Origin of the sequence: Paraglaciecola sp. 25GB23A, assembly GCF_040012495.1 — a bacterium.
Lineage (GTDB): Bacteria > Pseudomonadota > Gammaproteobacteria > Enterobacterales > Alteromonadaceae > Paraglaciecola.
Map to the genome: position 1 here is coordinate 80,416 of NZ_JBDYKM010000011.1, position 15,766 is coordinate 96,181.

9 protein-coding genes are annotated in these 15,766 nt (G+C 41.3%); 5 read left to right on the top strand and 4 right to left on the bottom strand.

The window, feature by feature from the left end:
* Positions 1 to 305: 305 nt before the first annotated feature.
* Positions 306 to 2,663, bottom strand: a complete 2,358-nt coding sequence (locus ABKW31_RS14750; RefSeq protein WP_348617318.1) for a CocE/NonD family hydrolase — start codon at positions 2,661 to 2,663, stop codon at positions 306 to 308.
* A gap of 157 nt (positions 2,664 to 2,820) precedes the next feature.
* On the opposite strand from ABKW31_RS14750, the gene ABKW31_RS14755 reads away from it, so the two are divergent.
* The 4 genes from ABKW31_RS14755 to ABKW31_RS14770 all read left to right on the top strand — a co-directional run bounded on the left by ABKW31_RS14755 (position 2,821) and on the right by ABKW31_RS14770 (position 9,001).
* Positions 2,821 to 4,893, top strand: a complete 2,073-nt coding sequence (locus tag ABKW31_RS14755; RefSeq protein WP_348617319.1) for a winged helix-turn-helix domain-containing protein — start codon at positions 2,821 to 2,823, stop codon at positions 4,891 to 4,893.
* A 277-nt stretch (positions 4,894 to 5,170) separates the two neighbouring features.
* Positions 5,171 to 5,935, top strand: coding sequence for a class I SAM-dependent methyltransferase (locus ABKW31_RS14760; RefSeq protein WP_348617320.1), 765 nt, complete (start codon positions 5,171 to 5,173; stop codon positions 5,933 to 5,935).
* A 646-nt stretch (positions 5,936 to 6,581) separates the two neighbouring features.
* Positions 6,582 to 7,913 carry a hypothetical protein gene (locus ABKW31_RS14765; RefSeq protein WP_348617321.1) on the top strand — a complete coding sequence of 444 codons (1,332 nt, stop codon included), beginning with the start codon at positions 6,582 to 6,584 and terminating at the stop codon, positions 7,911 to 7,913.
* A gap of 422 nt (positions 7,914 to 8,335) precedes the next feature.
* Complete coding sequence (locus tag ABKW31_RS14770; RefSeq protein WP_348617322.1) at positions 8,336 to 9,001, top strand: hypothetical protein; 666 nt, start codon at positions 8,336 to 8,338, stop codon at positions 8,999 to 9,001.
* Positions 9,002 to 9,188: 187 nt separating this feature from the next.
* Here ABKW31_RS14770 and ABKW31_RS14775 read toward each other — a convergent pair whose 3' ends face one another.
* The 3 genes from ABKW31_RS14775 to ABKW31_RS14785 all read right to left on the bottom strand — a co-directional run bounded on the left by ABKW31_RS14775 (position 9,189) and on the right by ABKW31_RS14785 (position 13,353).
* A complete protein-coding gene (locus ABKW31_RS14775; RefSeq protein ID WP_348617323.1) occupies positions 9,189 to 9,959 on the bottom strand; it encodes a transporter substrate-binding domain-containing protein in 771 nt (256 codons plus the stop codon).
* Positions 9,960 to 10,355: 396 nt separating this feature from the next.
* Entirely contained in the window at positions 10,356 to 11,237 is an 882-nt protein-coding gene (locus ABKW31_RS14780) for a universal stress protein (RefSeq protein ID WP_348617324.1), read from the bottom strand.
* A 139-nt stretch (positions 11,238 to 11,376) separates the two neighbouring features.
* On the bottom strand, positions 11,377 to 13,353 hold the full coding sequence (locus tag ABKW31_RS14785) for a transglycosylase SLT domain-containing protein (RefSeq protein ID WP_348617325.1): 1,977 nt from the start codon (positions 13,351 to 13,353) through the stop codon (positions 11,377 to 11,379).
* Between the two features lie 242 nt (positions 13,354 to 13,595).
* On the opposite strand from ABKW31_RS14785, the gene fadB reads away from it, so the two are divergent.
* Positions 13,596 to 15,764 carry a fatty acid oxidation complex subunit alpha FadB gene (fadB, locus tag ABKW31_RS14790; protein WP_348617326.1) on the top strand — a complete coding sequence of 723 codons (2,169 nt, stop codon included), beginning with the start codon at positions 13,596 to 13,598 and terminating at the stop codon, positions 15,762 to 15,764.
* Positions 15,765 to 15,766: the final 2 nt, after the last annotated feature.

The following is a 15,766-nucleotide window of genomic DNA, read 5'->3' on the forward strand; positions in this document are numbered from 1 at the left end:
CCGGATATTTTTATAAAGCTTAATGCGAATGCAAGTCAAGCGTTCACAATGTCCGCAAGTTGCTATTTTCAGGCAATTACTTAGTTAGACACTAGAAGCTAGTTAACTGCCAAAGTTCAGAGCCGTTTGGCTTTTAATGAAAATCTAGCCTCTAGAATCTAGAACCGAGTGTTTATTCACAAGCTTTGCTCTGGGCTCTGCGTTTAGTAGAAAAGAGTAAAGAGCTCACCGCGCAAATATATAAGAAGTGCGCGGCGGCATATTGCTGATGTTTGTCATTCCAAAACATTAAATGACTATCAAAACTAATCTGTAGTTATCTTCCAAGGGGATATTGGAATATGGATTTCGCTGTCATTAAACCAGGTAATGCTTAATGGCTCTGCGGCATCTCCGATAACTTCTGTATTGACATCTTTGCCTGAGCCTAAATTCACCTGGGTGTCAGCATTTTTATTAACGTTTAATACTAAGACTAAACGACTTCCTTTATTGAGCAGTTTAGCGCTCATGCGACTATTGGTAAGCGGAATTTTAGTTTTTTGACCTGGTGTCAATAGTTGACGCTGACTCATGTCTGCTGCGTAACTTGCCCGGCTCATATAATGGATCAAATGAAATACTTTGCCATCAGGCATCATTTCGTAAAGATTATAGCCGATATCAACATCGCGTTTATTGGTCGCGATTGAAAAATAGCCGGTTAAGGTCCCTGCAAATTGTTGTGGGCTGTCAAAGGCTTCGCTCACAAAAACTAAACCGTTGGGTTCGTTGAGTGTATCTTCAATGACTGACCAGTGATTATTATTACGCTCTTCCGTTCTATCTGTCATATCTACGGTTTGGGTCACTGAGCCTGATGTTGTCTCTGGTGACGTTGTGAGGGTGAACTGCCCATTATTATCGGCACGACTACCTAAGTAGAAATTCATGCCTTGTTGGTTGAGGTTTTGGTAAGTAGGGTGATGCTGCCAGGTGTTACTGCCCATCAATTGATAGTTGATCTTATCTTTGAGTAGTTTAGGTTTGGCCTTGTTAAAAAGCACATGATCAAACCAAGCAAAGGTAATTTCTTCGGTGTCTTTTTCTAAGGCAACCTCATCGAGTTTATAATTACCCTCATGAGAACGCGGAATGTTTTGCGCGGTAAAATGACTATAAGGACCGATGAGTAGGGTATGGTTGGCGTTTTTATTAAACTGGTAATGTTGTGTTAAAAAGTCTACAGCAGAAATTTGTCCGCCATCGAAGTAGCCAGTAATGCTTAATACTGGGATATTGATGTTAGCGTAGTCTTGTTGATAGGGCAGCATGTCTTGGTAGTATGCGTCGTAACTTGGATGTGAAAGCCATTTTTGAAACCAAGGGTTGGGTTTGCCGTCAATTTTATCGATATCGACGATAGGGCGACCACTTTCATACAGTGTTTGGCGACGCTGATTGGCTTTTTGCCAGTCGTTGTAAACACTCGGATCAAGGGTTTTGTTATTCGTCACATAGAATGCCCAATCGTAATTAGCCGTTAAAACAATATTATTTTCATAGGGTAAACCGGTTATTGGGCTTGCCGCCGCATAAGGCACGATAGTTTTAAGTGCAGGGTGCATGTATTTCGCCGCGGCCCATTGAGTAAAACCGTTGTAACTCCCTCCGTACATAACCACTTGCCCGTCACTCCATGTTTGTTTACTTATCCAGTCGATAACGGTTGTGGCATCTTTACCTTCGTGCTCCCAGGGCGTGATTTCATTGGTACTTGAACGTTTACCCCGAGAATTGGCAATAATGCCCACATAACCGTGCGCTGCCGCATGAGTGGCTGTCATGATATGCGCGTCGACATCGGCATAAATAGTAAATTGGAGTGCTGCAGGGCGTTTTTGCCTATCGTTGCGTTTTCTGACAATGGTGGCAGACAGTTCAATGCCCTCGGGACTGGTAATCATGACCTCAGGTTCAATCACGTAGCGTTTATTATTTTCAAGTGCAAATGAGGCTGTCGTTACGGGAATGACATCAGCCAATACTCGATAAAGCTGGGTGTTGACGATGATGTTGATGGCTTCATCTGTTTTTATGAATTCGCGGTCTTGATATGATTTATATACGTTAAGTAAATATTCTTCAGCATTGGGTACTGACCAACCTAGGGCTGATTTAAATAACTCTTCATCCGGCATCTTGGCCAATCGGCTAGTCAAAAGTGCTTTCAAACTTTGTTGAAATTCACTACGGCCAATTTTTTCATCAGCTTGGTGTTGAAGCAGTACCTCTGAGTGCAAGGTATAATGATAAAAACTTAATGGATGGCTATCGGCGGCAATGAGTTGTATTAAACCTTGGTAATTTCCCTGCATCGACAATATGGCGGTTTTGTTGAACATGTTTTGCTCGGCAATAATGACAGGATCAAGTTGTGCCGTCAGTGTTTTGATCTGAGATATGAAATCTGCAGATGACACTAAAGAACGCAAGTCATTAATATTCTCTACATGAGTTTTAGTGAATTGCGTCGGATTGCTAAAGGTTTTTTCATGATCATTTTGGGCAAAGGCGGAACTGCCGAAAATGAGCATGATGAAGATTAAATAAGTATAAATTTTCCGCCAGCAAAGGTGCCAGTTAAAGATGGCCTCAGGTTGTGTTAAATGTACAGTTCGCATTATGTTCTTATCCTTATTGGGTAATGACTTGATAAGGAGCAATGCTATAGCGCTCCACAGTTATTAAGGTGATAACGCCATGACTTCTTATGACTTTTGATGACCAAGCGAAAAGCCTATGGTATTTTGATGTTTTAAGTCTCAAACAGGTTTTTGCATGCGTTGGCAAATTGCCCAATTTGTTTTTTGTGACCAGCAACAAACACTTGTCTCAGACAATCACGTCCAACAATTAGAGCCCATGGCGGTAGAGCTATTACGCTATTTTTGCCAAAATCGTGATCAAATTATCAGTATTGATAGGCTAATTGAGCATGTTTGGTTAAACCGTATTGTTAGTGATAATGCGGTGAGTAAACTGATCACTAAACTGCGTAAAGCCTTTAACGATAATCCCAGAAAACCTATTTTTATTGCCACCTTTCCAAAGAAGGGATACAAATTCATCGCGCCTGTGATCCCGCTTTCTGCAGAGCAAACCAATGTCACGCTATATTCAAATGACGAAGTAAATGAAACGGCGTTAAAAAACAGCAACTTAGATTCAGGCAAATCCATACAAGCTTATTTAAGTTTGGGCCTTATCCTTGTCGTATTGGTCATTGGTGTTTTATTGTTTAATAGTAATAAACCAAAGCCTATGCCACTTGCCACTGGGGTAAAGGCTCTGACCCGTGATGGCGGCAGTGAAATGGCGCCCAGAGTATCACCGAATGGACAATATCTTAGCTATATGCGACGTGGTGAAAACCTCAGTTTGTGGATTAAATCTCTTGCAAGCCAAGAGGTCGTCGAAGTAACACATGCTGAACTTGCGTCGCCATGGCTTGGACCGTTGTCATGGAACGATGCAGGAAATTTAGTGGTGTATCTGGTTACCACCACTGATTCGTGTGCGTATTATGTGCGGGAGTTTGCTGGACTTCAGCTAAAACCCGCCAAGTTGCTACTTGAGTGTCCAGCGGGCAGTTATGGTAAAATTGCCTTTATTCATGATGATCACCGCTTTGTATATAGTGCTTCACCAGGCCCCAATTCTGCATTTTCACTGTATGAATTTAATCAACTGAGCGGCGAAACCCGGCTGTTACCGCAGCCTGAACTAGTATTAGGCGGAAACAGCCTGTTTGACGTTCATCCAACTGAAAACAAAATTTTAATTTCGTCTCCCGATAAACAGCAATGGGAAGGCTTTTATTCCCTTAATCTGGATACCGATGCACTGAGCTTGTTGTTTAAGCAAGACGCTTATATTTGTTGTGGCATATGGGATCACAGTGGTACTAAAGTGGTATTGATGGGCGAGCATCCTGCTTATCAATTAATCAGTTATGCGCTTAACGGCAAAAATCCGCAAATTGTTTATTCTGGCAGTCAACAATTACGCAGTCCTGAACGGCATAGCAATGGTAAAGACTATTTGTTTGTCGCAGGAGATAAAAACTACAATGTATATCGATATGATTTGCTTGAAGCTACCTCCAAACCCATTGTTAGCTCATCGGTGGATGATCGTTTAGCCGTTTATTCAGCAGCAAAAAATAGAGTCGCTTATGTGAGTGTGACCAGTGGTAACGAAGAAATATGGCTGGTTAATGGCGACGGTAGCAATGCTAAAAAGCTCACTAATTTCAATGATCACCGCCATTATCTCGAACTTATTTGGTCAGCAGATGGGCGTTTTTTGTTTGCAACGACGCTCAACGAAATTCATCAAGTTGATACTATAACTGGGCAAGATACCAAGCTCTCCCTCGCACAAATTGAACTGCGTGGCGTATCAGTTAAGGACGAGAATACCATCGCATTTAGTCAATTTATCAATAGTAGGTGGCAACTCACGTTCTATAATCTTGCTACTGACCAAACAACGCTGGCTGAGATTAAATGGAAGTATGTGCAATTTGCGCCAAATCCAGAGGACACAATTTGGCAAGACCAGAACGAATCAATGTACGTGGGTTCAAGCCCAAGACTGATAAGCGACCCTGATATTAGTCCACAATTCATGTTGTTCGGCCGTGTGTTCAACATCAAAAAACGCGGTAATAATTGGATATGGCAAGTCATGGAAAACGGTCAGTATCAGATTATGTTAAAGGGGCAAGATAATAAAGTCAGACCTTTATTGGCTAGCGATAGTTACCATGTTGATTTATCAGAATTGGGTATTTTATATCATCAAATTAACGGTGACGAAGCCGATATTTATACCACAATCAGTCACTGATACACATTGAATCAGAAGGCTAAAATAGACCTATAAATTAGGATTTGCCGACCCACGTTTGCATGTTGTTAGCAAACTTAGACCACACATTAGAGTTGATAATGCCCAATTTTTTGCTGTACGTTTTCCACCGCAATACATCCCGACTCTGAATTCAGCCTTTGCATACGTAATGTGTACTGAAACTGGAGGACAAATGTTGTTTTAGGTTAGACCTTAATAACCCGGCCATTGGCTGCAAATATGGCAAAAATACAAAATTAGGTATAAACAGGATTTGAATAAAAAAATGAATAGTGACTATAAGGTTGGCAACTTAATTTATGACGCAAATATTTACGATGGATTAAATACATTTTTAGATGATTTGCAATTTTATAATAAGTGGCTACCAAGAATTAAAGACGCAAAAGTACTTGAGCTTGGTTGTGGCACTGGCAGACTTACAATTCCTCTTGCAAAGAATGGATATAATATTACTGGCGTAGATTTCACTTCTTCTATGCTCCAAAAAGCAAAGGCAAAGACTACCAGAGCAGGTTTAAATATTGAGTTTATTGAAGCAGATATGAGAACCCTTAGTTTGTCTGAAAAATTTGACCTAATTTTTATACCCTTTAATTCGATACATCATTTATACAAAAATGAAGATTTATTTAATACTTTTAAAGTCGTAAAACACCATCTCAAAGACGGAGGTTTATTTCTATTAGATTGTTTTAACCCAAATATTCAATATATTGTTGAAGGGGAAAAAGAAACAATAAACACCGCTGAATATACAACTGACGATGGCAGAGAAATATTGATAAAGCAGAAAATGCGATATGAAAATAGGACGCAGATTAACCGCATAGAATGGCATTACTTTATAAACGGTAAGTTTGACTCAATACAAAATATAGATATGAGAATGTTTTTTCCTCAAGAATTGAATTCATACTTAGAATGGAATGGTTTCAACATTCTTCATAAGTTTGGGAGTTTTGAAGAAGAAGCATTTAGTGACAATTCAGAAAAACAGATATTTGTTTGTCAATAAGCGTACGTCTTGCCATACCTGCAGCGAGGCTCCATCCCTTTACTAGCAAAACATTACAAAGACACCTAATTTACCAAATCTGTGAATAACTTTTGCCGACTATTAACAGGACAGGCATGATAACAAGCGAGATAACTAAGGTTTTTTGTGGCTTCGTACTATGGGTGTCCAGATAAAAAGTAGAGGTATAAAGCGTATTATATAAGCATGGGCTATAGCCAAAGTGGCGGTCATTAGTTTGCCTGATGAAAGATGACTATTAACAGGACAGGCATGATAACAAACGAGATAACCAAGATTTTTTGTGGCTTTGTACTATGGGTGTCCATGTAAAAAGTAGAGGTAGAAAGCGGATTGTATAAGCATGGGCTATAGACGAAGTGGCGTTCATTGGTTTGCCTGATGAAAAATGGGGGGATTACCTAATCACCGCGGTGGTCGCCTTAGTGAAAGCTAAGGAACAGGACTTAGCAGAATTACGCACTTTTGCAGAGCCTCATTTGACAAAATTTAAATTGCCATGCAAGTGATACATTGTGCCGGCGCTGGCACGTAATCCTGCGAGTAAGGTCTTGAAGTTTGTCCTTAAACAATAATTATCAGAGAAATTATAAGCACTGTAGAAATTTCGGCAGGGTTTAATTAAATGCGTGAGACTCCCTCAGGTTCAAAGTTATTGATTTTTTCCGCACACGCCTTAAACACTGTTATGCTGGTGGCCGTCCAAGCCAAGAAAGTTGAGCCTGTGTCAGACCCTAATCAAGATAAAAATAACCCTGAACCACCTAAGTCTATGCTAAAGAGCACCAGTCGTTTAGTGATTGATGCGCTCATCAGTATGACTGACGTGGTTGAATCGATGCATCAACGTATAAGCCCTTTGTCGAAGTCGGCGACGCCGGTTGGAAACGAACGAGGCCGAGGTATCAGTGGCCTTGTTTATAATAGCATCCGCAGTATAACTGCACTGGTGGGCAAGAGCCTGGATAAACCCCTTGCATTGATAGAGCAGCAAATGGAGCAAAGCCCTCCATCACAAAGTGGACAAGCCTTAATCTCAGCGTTAAATGGTATTTTAGGTGACCACTTAGTCAAGCGTGAAAGTCACTTAGCCTTGCCGATGACGCTCAGACTCGATGAGCAGCAACTTGACTATGAAACCTTAGCAAAATCGATCCAGCAATCTCAGGGTAAGTTACTGATTATGGTCCATGGATTGTGCATGAATGATGTGCAATGGACTCATGGGGGTCACAATCACGGCAAAAACCTAGCTGAGGAGTTTGATTATGCCCGAGCTTACTTACGTTATAACAGTGGACAGCATATTTCAGATAATGGCAAAGCCTTTAGTCAAGTGCTTGAAAATGCAGTTACACACGCGCTAGCCCTCGATAATTCGCTGCAACTCGAAATTTCGATAATCGCACATAGTATGGGAGGCTTGGTATCACGCAGCGCTTATCATGAAGCACAAACAGTGGGGCATAGTTGGCCAAACTACTGTAAGAATTTATTCTTTTTGGGTAGCCCTCATCATGGTGCTCCTTTGGAAAAGGCAGGGAACTGGCTTGATATGTTATTGGGCATTCATCAGTACACCGCCCCACTAAAACGCTTAACCCAAATTCGTAGCGCGGGGATCACTGATCTTCGACATGGCAACCTATTAGAATCTGACTGGCAAACGCGCAATAGATTTGATTTTTCTAGAGACAAACGCACCCCTTTACCCTTGCCGGTAGAAGTAAAATGTTTTGCACTGGCCAGCACCATTGCAGTCCAAGCTAATAAAATAGCGGATCAAATTATTGGTGATGGTTTAGTGCCATTAGACAGTGCCTTAGGTAGGCATCAAAACAAAGCCTTTAACCTACAATTTCCTGCTGAGCATCAATGGATAGGGCGAGATATTAATCATATGCAGCTCTTGAGTCATCCCGAGGTTTATAAAACGCTCAGAAATTGGTTGGCCTAAAAAAAGAACAGAATTAATTAGAACTGTTGTTAATGAGCCTATATTGGCTTTAGACTTGACAAAGAAAATCGAGATCCTAACGAGATGACCTAAATGCGCCAGTAAATATTTCTCTCCTCTATGCCTTTGTGTACTTTAGATAAGCAAATTCAACCTCTACATCCGACTATTTATAACACCTAGAGCAGCACAACTTCCGTAAAGTCATTTTTCAAATATATACTCACGCCACTTTAAAATCCGCCGGGACGGAACGTGTTGGGCACTGCACTTCTGCATAGCCACCTCTCGAAAGGATGACAACATTCCTTCAACGTGACGCCTTGAATTAAAGCGCCCCAGCCATTCTGAAGTGTGTGTTTTGAAGTAACTTGAGTATAAAATGGTAAACATATCGTTAGCCCCGCCTCTCAAGTAGTAATATGGCCAAAAAAATTAGCATATATTTTATCGAACAACCCGATTGGGAAAAATGGATCCGCATGGTCGCAGTAGATTTTGAGTTATTTTTTGGACCGTGTGAAAATTGTTATCCGCCTGACTATGACTTAGTCATCCCTCTTACCATCAATGCCACACATTATTTGAATCGTTATTATCCAGATTACAACGGGTTTAAATTCTTGGTCAGTGACTCAGATGTGTTAGCAAACAGTGATCATAAAGGGCGTTTTGCTGAAAAGTTAGGCAGGCTAGGATTGGCACACCATAGCCCTAATTTGCCTGTTGGGTTTCCATCCGTCTATCCCTACGTATTTAAAAAAGCCGTTTCTGTATTCGGCGTTGATGCTTATGTGATTGAAAATGAAATTCAAGAGCGCGCGTTAATGGCTAAGGTGAATGAGACCGATTATGTTAGACAACGTTGGATCAGTGGCGATGTAGAGTTTGCAAGCCATGTGCTATTTGACGGTAAAAAAGCACTGTTCCTGCATACCATTGAATATCAAATGCCGCAGGGGTTTTATATCAAAGGTAGACCGACTAAATGTCAAAGTATGAAACCGATTGAGCATGGTCATTTTCTGAGTTTGTTTGAATTGATTTTGACCGGCCTTAATTTTAGAGGACTATGTTGTTTTGATTAAAAGTTAGAAAATGGTGAACTTAAGATATTTGAATTAAATGCGCGTTATGGCGGCTCATTGAGTAGTGTTATTAATAGAGTTATTCCTATTCTGTACGAATATTTACAGCAAACCCCAACTGTGGCTAATAATAACGATGCGATGTTAACTTACTAAATGATGAGATTTTTATATTGCCTATTTCAAGCTATCTGTACTCAGAGCGAATATGATTTTCTAACCAACTAATATTAGTGGGGTCGCTTAAGGATCTATCCAATAAATGGATCAAACTGGCAGCCCAAGGTAGTTTGGGCGATAGGGCCAAGTAAAAGGGATTTTGAGACAAACAACCTAGTTGTTTAACCGTATGTTTATCGTTGTTTTGAAGGTGCCAGTTCATTACATTAGCATCTTCAATTAGGGCTGCTATACGATTTTTTTCGAGCATTAATACAAGTCGTCCAAGGCCTTCACTACCAGCCAATTGCACAATATTATTATGTGTATTATCGGCAATAAAACTGTCTAACGGTTCTCCGTATCCGTAATCTGCCATCACACCAATCGTTACCTGTACCAAAGAGTCTTTGTTGGTATATTGCCACAATGCAGAGGGCAAACCATAAAAACACATTTGGTAAGTCATTAATGGTTGGTGGGTAAAAAGCAGCTCAGGCGACTCGCTCGGAACCGCGGTTAATAAACCGTCACTGTTACCATTATTAACTTCTTGAATTGCCCGCGACCAAGGTAAAAATACGATTTGGATTTTTCTACCGTATTGGGCAAGTAAGTATTGGACATAGTCAAAAGCAATCCCTTTTTTACGTCCATTATTTTGACAAGCATAGGGACACCAATCAGTGGAGGCTAAGTACAAGGTCTCTGGTATTTGTTGGGCAAAAGATAAGGGCGTGTTTAACAGCATCAAGCCGATGAAAAGTGACGTAATCTTTTGCCTTGTTGGGCTTTGCAAGGGCCTAGCTCCGCGATCGAAAATTCAAACTACATCTGGTATTTAGTCTAGTTATACGCAGGTCGACCAGTAAGTGCAATATTGGATGATTGATTATGTAAACGCTGAATACTTTAACGACTAGCGAACTAATGCTAAATATTGCCTCTTTGTCAAAGTCGTCACAAAGTTTACTGTTGATGTTGTTTTCATCCCCAAAGCGTTTACCTTACTCAATAAAATACCTGCCCACGCACGAAACTACAAATGGCTAATAGTTCATCAAGAAGGAAAGCTATTTTTATGTTGTTGGTCCTGCGGGTTTAGGGGGGAGCTAAGTAGATTTATTAATGGCGGGTATCCGGATTTTTAAGTTGTCGTTTCAACTGAAATATAAAACGACAACTTTTTATTCCGTTAAGGCTGCATCACCAATACATCAGTTTTAAGCAAGGTGAGTATGCTTTCTGCTGTATTTCCCATTAACTTTGCCCTCAGTCCCTTGCGCCCAATACTGCCGATAATCACCAGTTCGGCTTGCACTTTTGAAGCTAGGCTAGGGATTACATTACTTGGGTCACCGGCTTTAATATGAATGTGATCTGGCGAAACAGGCTGGTCTCCTACCATTTGTTGAATGATAGGGATGTATTTTTGCTTGGCTTGTTTTAGGGTTTTATCTTTATCAATAATACCTAAGTCTTTTAACACGGGTGAAATAGCCAAGCTAAAGCAATAGTGTACCGGCATGCCAGAAATGCTGCTTAATTTTGTTGCAGCATTAATCAACTTTTGATTTAAGGCTTGCTTAGATTTAACTTTAGTCGCCATATCTAGTGCCACCATAATGGCGCGCTTTTTACGCCATTTCTTATCTGCCACTAATAAAACAGGCGTCTGACCATTGCGCATAAGATGCCAGTCAGTAGGCACATAAAATGCGCCTTCACTGCGATGACCCGTTTTAACAATCACATCATAGTGAGTGGTTTTACAGTGTTTTTTAACCCAAGCGGAGATGTCTTTTTCCCACACCACCTGCAGCTCTAATTCGGCTTTAATACCTAAGTCGACAATCTTACTACTCAATTCATTTTTATGAGCCTGTAGAATTTTTTCTTTTAGGCCTTCTATTTGCTCCTTATCGAGCTCGGCAGAAATACTTGCAAGATGCTCGTAGTAAAAAGCAACAACATGTAATTTGGCATCAAATTTAGCTGCCAGAGTGGCACTGTGTGCTAAGGCTTTTTGTTCGCAGTCTTGCTTGTCTGCGATGACTAAAATAGAGTTGATATTCATAGGAGTCCCTGTGCTTGATACTTTCTTTGAGCTCTCAGCGTATAAACGATTACGCTATAAGTAAACATTATCGTTAATTATAACTATGATTTTCGAACATAAAGTTGAGATAAAACAACAAAATATCAATTCAGCCTAATTAACCTTTAGGCATCATTTGCATATTAGCCAACTCTTTAAATCTATTTTCGCTGTTACCTAATTGTTCGCGGTAAATCTGTTGATAGGCAAGCACGGCCTTTACATAATTGCGGGTTTCTTTGTAGGGGATGGTTTCAATCCACAGATCCAAAGGCATGCCATTTTTTTCCGGCAGCCAACTTTGCACTCGGCGCCAGCCAGCATTATATGAGGCGGTTACTAAAATGGGGTTGTTGTCCATTTTATCCATTAAATAACGCATGTATTGCGTGCCTAGACCCACATTGATGGTGGGATCAAATAAGCTTGAAGAGCTGACTTTTTCTTTTGCCAAGTAGCGCGCAGTACTTGGCATTACCTGCATTAAACCCATTGCGCCTGCACCTGAATTAGCATCGGGCATAAATGAACTTTCGCGTCTGACGATGGCAAAGGCCCAAGCAGGATCAATGTTGTTTTTCTCAGCACTAGTTTTCAACGTTTGATCAAAGGCCATAGGAAAACGACGCGATAAGTCGTCTAAATAACCCGCCTTTGAAAAGGTAAAGATAGCTTGATCGTGCCAGCCTTTTTGATCGGCCAAAACTGCGGCAATTTTGAGCTGTTCATCTGTGAGTTGAGATTGTAAAAAATTCCATTCCCTTCTGGCACTGACGTTGCGCCCCAGTTCACGAAACTCAAACGCTCGCTGCGTAACTGGCATATTTAAAACTGAATCCAATTGTTGCTGTGTATAAATCAAAGGGATGTTGTTTAGATTGGTATGGCGAGCCAATTTACCACTTGCCATAAAGCCATAATAATGACGCTGGTCGGCTAATTTTTCATAGTTCAACGTGGCTTGTTTTGGCGCGCCAACTTCTTCATAAGCCCGTGCTTGCCAATATTGGAATAAATAATCTTTGGCTAACAAGTCTGGCGCAAATTCAATAACATCTAGTGCATGTTTCCAGTCTTGTTCACGTAATATATGCGCCAAATGCCAACGTACCAATTCTTCGTCTTGGCTAAAAGCACTGGCGCGTTCTAGCCATTCTTCGGCATCAGGATGATTAATAATGGTTAGGGCAAGAGCAAACTTAGTCGCAATAGTTTGCTGTTGTTGCTCTGTAAACTCAAAGCGAGTACTCAATTTTTGCCAACTGCTTAAGGCAAGATCGCGATTAGTCCAAACCAGGTTTGATAAACCATAAGTAATAATTTGCGCTTCGTATTGCGGAACTTTGCCCGGAAAGTTAGACAAGCGGCTTACTTGGCTTGACGAGCGTCGCACCTTTAACCATAAATCTGCCAAATATTGCTGCTCTTTTGGCAACAATGTTTTGAGGTAGGGGATCAGAGTATGACTACCGCCTTGTGCAGCGAGAGTTAAGCGTTGCCATACGAGGGCGTCGGTACGCAGGCCTAAACGTTGCCACTCTAAAAATATTTTATCGCAAGCCTTAGGTTGCGAATCACCCACTACCCATAACTGTTCAATTATCTTTAAGGCCTGCTCCTTTTGATTCGGGTTGGCCAGCATAAACTCAGCGCGCTTACAGGCGAGTTCGTTTTCACCGAGATCACGGTATGAACTTAAAAATAATTCAGCTTGATTCTTTTGTGCAAGATAGCTCAACCAGCTTTCTCGTAAAGGACGGTCGAGAGGTGAACCTGCATAATCCACTAAAAACTGCTCAATAATTTGACGATTTGCTAAATACGGATAAGCAATCAGCGACTTCTGTAACAAATAGGGTTTGAGTGGATAATCGTCTAATTTAACCATTAAAGACTTAAAGCGACTACTACTGGGATTGTCTGCCAAACCCTCTGCTTCAATAAATAACTGACGTTGAATGCTTATTTTAGGCAAAACATCTGACTCTGACGCGCGCGGCGAGGATACTACTGTCGTCAGTAGGGTAAAACTGAGGAGCAAAGGAAAAACTATCTTAAGTGTCATACCGAGGGTTAAATAAAAACCGAACCTCATTCTAGCAAATTAACGCCTACAACCACGCAGCTATTTTAATTAAAATCTAAAAAAATTCAGATTTAACTGGAATGACCAGTTGAAAAGAAGTTAACTACCCACATGTTAGTACATTGCAGCTTATTTGTTAAAAGTAAGGTTGACCTTTCTAAATTCTTTAACAAGAATCAACCTCACCCTACACCGAAAAGTGCGAAGCACTTTTCTTTTCGTCACTCTGGCGTGCGCCACAGGAGATAATAATGATATATGCAGGTTCAAGCCTAAAGGTTAACTTGTTGCAAGATGGTATTGCAGAAGTTGTATTTGATGCCCAAGGCTCAGTAAATAAATTTGATCGACAAACGGTGGCTGAACTGGCCGAGGCTACCAAAGCGTTAAAAGCTAAGGCAGAAGTGAAAGGTGTAGTTGTACGCTCGGCTAAATCGACATTTATTGTTGGTGCCGACATTACTGAGTTCACTAGTTTATTTGATATGCCAGACGCTGAAGTTTTAACCTGGGTGGCACATACCTCTCAGGTTTTTGACCACTTTGAAGACTTACCATTCCCCACTATTGCTGCAGTCAATGGCTTTGCCCTAGGTGGCGGTTGTGAAATGACCCTAGCCTGTGACTTACGTGTGGCTGATACCACTGCCAGCATCGGATTACCTGAAGTAAAATTAGGCTTGATGCCCGGTTTCGGCGGCACAGTGCGTTTACCGCGTTTGATTGGTGCTGATAATGCCCTGGAGTGGATGACCACAGGCCGTGACCGTAAAGCAGCGAAAGCGCTAGCTGAAGGTGCAGTTGATGCAGTCGTAGCCCCCGATAAACTAGTCGATGCAGCTATTAGTATGCTGAAAGATGCTATTGCCGGTAAATTTGATTGGCAAGCTCGACGTGCGCAAAAACAAGCGCCACTTAAGCTAAACAAAAACGAAAGTATGATGAGCTTTTCAACGGCTAAAGCCATGGTCTTTGCTCAAGCAGGTAAACATTACCCGGCACCGCATATGATGGTTGACACAATTGCTAAAGCCGCTGGTTTGGATCGTGATGGTGCCTTAAAACTTGAAAACCAAGGTTTTGCGATCTTAGCAAAAAGCGATGCAGCTAAAGCGCAGGTCGGTATTTTCTTGGCTGATCAGTTAGTTAAATCTAAAGGTAAAAAACAAGCTAAAGCTGCCACTAAAACTATCAAGCAAACGGCGGTCTTAGGGGCTGGCATCATGGGCGGTGGTATTGCTTATCAGTCAGCGGTAAAAGGTACGCCGGTTATCATGAAAGATATTAACCAAGCTGCCTTAGACTTAGGTTTGAAAGAAGCCGCCAAGATTCTTGGTAAAGGCATGGAGCGCGGTAAAGTTGATGCTAAAACGATGGCATCTACGTTAAATAGTATCGTCCCTACTTTAGAATACAGCGCCATTAAAGACGTCGATTTAGTGATCGAAGCCGTAGTTGAAAACCCCAAAGTTAAAGGGATTGTATTAGCTGAAACTGAGCAACATGTCGGTGATGATACGGTTATTTGCTCAAATACTTCGACAATTTCTATTAATCAGTTAGCCAAAAGCCTGAAGAATCCTGCTCGTTTCTGCGGTATGCACTTTTTCAACCCAGTACACAAAATGCCTTTAGTAGAAATTATTCGCGGTGAAGACACCTCTGAAGATACTATTTCTACCGTAGTCGCTGCCACACTGGCCATGGGTAAAACTCCCATTGTAGTCAACGATTGTCCTGGCTTTTTAGTCAACCGTGTTTTATTCCCTTATTTTGCTGGTTTCAGTAAATTAGTGATGGACGGTGCTGATTTTGTCGCGGTTGATAAGGTCATGGAAAAAGTATTTGGTTGGCCAATGGGCCCCGCTTATTTACTCGATGTTGTTGGTATGGACACCGCTGATCACGCTTCAAGCGTTATGGCTGATGGTATTCCTCAGCGTATGCAGAAGATTGAGAATGACCCGGTGACTTTGTTATACAAAGCGAATCGCTTAGGGCAGAAAAACGGCAAAGGTTTTTACAACTTTAGTGTTGATAAGCGCGGTCGTCCTGCTAAAGCAGCGGCACCAGAAGCTTATGAATTGTTTACCCCACATTGCGCAGAAAAACGTGAATTTGATGCCGACGAGATTATTGCTCGTGTCATGGTACCAATGGCTAACGAGGCCATTCGTTGTTTAGAAGAAGGGATTGTCGCCAGTGCAGCTGAGGCTGATATGGCCTTATTATACGGTTTAGGTTTCCCTCCGTTCAGAGGCGGTATTTTCCGTTACATTGAAACTTTAGGCTTAGATAAGTTTGTTGCTATGGCGGATAAATATGCCCATCTAGGTGCTGTTTATCAAATCACCGATGGTGTGCGCGCTATGGCCGATGCCGGTAAATCGTATTTTTCAGCCGATGTTAAATCAGCTTAATC

Bases quoted from the DNA above. Each gene is read 5' to 3' on its own strand.
- ABKW31_RS14765 (WP_348617321.1), top strand. From the start codon at position 6,582: ATGCGTGAGACTCCCTCAGGTTCAAAGTTATTGATTTTTTCCGCACAC.
- ABKW31_RS14755 (WP_348617319.1), top strand. From the start codon at position 2,821: ATGCGTTGGCAAATTGCCCAATTTGTTTTTTGTGACCAGCAACAAACA.
- fadB (WP_348617326.1), top strand. From the start codon at position 13,596: ATGATATATGCAGGTTCAAGCCTAAAGGTTAACTTGTTGCAAGATGGT.
- ABKW31_RS14780 (WP_348617324.1), bottom strand. From the start codon at position 11,237: ATGAATATCAACTCTATTTTAGTCATCGCAGACAAGCAAGACTGCGAA.
- ABKW31_RS14785 (WP_348617325.1), bottom strand. From the start codon at position 13,353: ATGAGGTTCGGTTTTTATTTAACCCTCGGTATGACACTTAAGATAGTT.
- ABKW31_RS14770 (WP_348617322.1), top strand. From the start codon at position 8,336: ATGGCCAAAAAAATTAGCATATATTTTATCGAACAACCCGATTGGGAA.
- ABKW31_RS14750 (WP_348617318.1), bottom strand. From the start codon at position 2,663: ATGCGAACTGTACATTTAACACAACCTGAGGCCATCTTTAACTGGCAC.